Genomic DNA, 2,999 nt, shown 5'->3' with positions numbered 1-2,999 from the left:
CTCCTCCACGCGGGCGTGGTTGTCTGCGAAGCTCTGGTCGGACAGGTAGCGCACGGCAAGCTCCCAGGAGGACACCAGGGGCGGCAACCCCTGGATGCCCCGGTCCACCACGGCGTCGAAGGCCTGGCGCGCCTGTCCGGAGGGGGAACTCATGACGCCATTCTAACCGCTTGGCCCGTGAATGCAACCGTCACGGCACTTTTTGTCACGGCGCTTGTTGTCGCGAAGCTGAATGTCAGGGCGCTTTCTTGCCGCCGCCGTCCTTCGCCGGGTCCCCGACGCCCAGGGAGGAGTCCCGGCGACGCGTCAGGCCGCGCCGCCCGAACCAGAAGACCACGGCGGCAACGGCCAGCAGGACAAGGGCAGCCTCCTCCCAGCGCCGGGCATCCTCCAGGATCAGGTTCAGGGCGCGCCCGAACACATAGCCCGCCCCGGACACGAGCAGCGCCCAGACGGCCGCGCCCAGCAGGTTGAAGGCCGCGAACGTGCCCAGCGGCGTGCCCCCCATGCCCAGGGCCACCGGACCTGCCACACGCAGGCCGTAGAGAAAACGCACCATCACGATCACCCCGGCGCGGTAACGCGCCACCAGGCGGTCCACGGTGGCGGCGTGGGACTTGAGCCTGGGGAATCGTTCCAGCATGGCCTGTCCGTAGCGTCTGCCCAGCAGAAAGAAGGTCTGGTCGCCCAGGGAGCCGCCCAGGCAGGCCAGGGCGGCCACGGCCCAGAAATCCAGGTAGCCCTGGTGCGCGGCGAAGCCCGCCAGAAGGAGGATGGATTCGCCCTCCACCACGCTGCCCAGGAACACCGCCAGGTAGCCGTATTGCGCCAGCAGTTGCGTTGGGGAAAGGCTCAAGGGTGCTCCTTCTGCGGGTTTCGCGGGTTCATACGATGTGCCGGGGGCTTCGCGCAAGAGCCTGCCTTTCCACGGGACGCCCGCCGTGGGGCAGGACAAGCGCGACGATTGCTGATATCCTTCCTCGCCGGTTCGCGTCGCTTGGCATGCGTACCGAACTCCGCGACCGCATCGAGGCGAGCATGGCCGAGAGCTTCACAGGTTTCCCCCCCGAGGGGCTGGATTTTCTGGCAGGACTGGCGCGCCTGCAGGGCGAGCACGATTTCGCAGGGGCGCGCGAACTCTACCAGCGCGACAAGGCACTCTACGAACGCTCCCTGCGCGCCCCCCTTGGCGCGCTGGCCGGAGCCGTCTCCGCCCGCGTCCGGGAGCTGGGCCTCCCCCTGCAGGGCGACGCCCGCACGGCGCTCTTCCGCATCAACCGCGACGTCCGCTTCTCCCCGGAAAAAAGCCCCTACAAGACCCACGCCGGGGCCGTGATCACGCGCTCCGGCTCCCGCAAGGAGCAGGGGCTCTTCTACATCCACATCGCCCCGGACGGCTGTTTTGCCGCCGCCGGATTCTACCAGCCCGCCCCCGCCCAGCTTGCCGCCCTGCGCGAGGCCATGCGCTCGAAAACAGCGGGATTCAGCGGCGTGCTGGCCGCCCTGGAAGCCCACGGCCTGCACCTGGACGAGCGTGAGAGCCTCAAGCGCCTGCCGCGGGGCTTCGAGGACGTCGCGGACCCGGAACTGGCCCGCGCCGTGAAGCTCAAGCACCTCACCGTGTCCTGGCCCCTGGATTTCGCCCGGACGCGCTCTCCGGAGCTTCCGGAGCAGCTGGCGGGCTACGCCCTCCAGGCGGCCCCCCTGCTCCGCTTCGGCTGGGCGGCCCTGGACGCCATGGAAGCCGCCGAGGTTCTCCGGTGACCGGCCGGAGCGCCTTGTTCCCGGCGCTGCTCTTGCTGTGCCTGCTGGCGTCCGGCACGGCCCTGGCCCAGGGAGTGGGGCTGCGCATCCTGAGCCTCCCGGCTCCCGACGGCCAGCCTATGCAGGCGGCGGTGTTCTACCCGGCGCAGGCCCCTGCCGACGGCTTCACTTCCTTCGGCCCCGTGCGGGCGGAGGCCGTGCGCGAGGCCCCGCCCCTGCCGGGACGCAGGCCCCTTGTCGGCCTTTCCCATGGCAACGCCGGGAGCATGCTCTCCCACCACGACACGGCCTCGGCCCTGGCCCGGGCGGGCTTCCTGGTGGTGTGCCCCATGCACCCGGGCGACAACTTCCGCGACCAGTCCCGCCTGGGCAGCCCGGCCCTCTTCCTGAACCGGCCCGGCGAGGTCTCGGCCGCCCTGGACGCCGTGACGCGCGATCCGCTCTTCGCCCCCCTGGCGGACCCGGAGCGCATGGGCGCGGCGGGCTTCTCAATGGGCGGCTACGACGTGCTCGTTCTGGCCGGGGCCAGGCCCGACTTCCAACTGGCCGACGCCTACTGCGAGCGCCCCGGGGCCCTGGGCTTCTGCGCCAACCGCCGGGCCATCGCGGCCACGGAGCTGCCGCCTGGAGGCCTGGCGGACCCGCGCATCCGCGCCGTGGCGGCCATGGCCCCCATGGACGCCTTCTTCTCCGGGCGCTCCCTGTCCACGCTGGGCTGCCCAGTGCTGCTCTTCGCCGCCGAAAGGGACGAAACCGTGCGCCCGGCCGGAGAACTGGAGCGACTGCTGCCCTCGTTCCCCCAGGGCACGCGCCTGCACGCCGTGGCCGGGGCCGGACACTTCGTCTTTCTGGCCCCCTGCGGCCCCGGGCAGGCCAAGGCCGCTCCCCGTCTCTGCCAGGACCCCGAGGGAGTGGACCGCCAGGCCGTGCACGAGGCCCTCAACGCGGAACTCATCGATTTCTTCACCCGCCACCTGGGCGCGCCCGAGCCGACGCGCTAAAGACGCGACCATAGGGAGCGGGCGCAACCTCTCCAACAACCATTCAGACGGATTGGCTTTGGCATCAAACAGCATGCTCCATGTTTTCGCGGACACGGCACGCGCGCGGGAGCATGTCCCACGGACGCCCCAGTCGACGGCGTCGTGGAAGCACGCGGGCCGGGAGTTTCGCTCCGCGAAGACCGGCAGCCGCGCGGCGGCATTCCGGCGGTCCGTCGTCCTGCGTTCATGGTC

3 protein-coding genes are annotated in these 2,999 nt (G+C 70.9%); 2 read left to right on the top strand and 1 reads right to left on the bottom strand.

All coding sequences use genetic code 11. From position 1 onward, the window contains the following. Positions 1-235: 235 nt before the first annotated feature. A complete protein-coding gene (locus ACV4UX_RS18310; RefSeq protein WP_491594717.1) occupies positions 236-856 on the bottom strand; it encodes a DedA family protein in 621 nt (206 codons plus the stop codon). Between the two features lie 146 nt (positions 857-1,002). Between ACV4UX_RS18310 and ACV4UX_RS18305 the strand changes: the two genes are divergently transcribed. Beyond that, positions 1,003-1,764: a DUF2461 domain-containing protein gene (locus ACV4UX_RS18305; RefSeq protein ID WP_491594716.1), complete on the top strand. Its 762-nt coding sequence runs from the start codon at positions 1,003-1,005 to the stop codon at positions 1,762-1,764. Then, positions 1,761-2,765 (top strand): alpha/beta hydrolase family protein, encoded by a 1,005-nt coding sequence (locus ACV4UX_RS18300; RefSeq protein WP_491594715.1) that lies wholly within the window; start codon positions 1,761-1,763, stop codon positions 2,763-2,765. Before ACV4UX_RS18305 ends, ACV4UX_RS18300 begins: the two co-directional genes overlap by 4 nt. Positions 2,766-2,999 lie beyond the last annotated feature (234 nt).

This window comes from Fundidesulfovibrio sp. (genome assembly GCF_058402725.1).
This window is presented reverse-complemented; position numbering and strand designations above follow the sequence as displayed.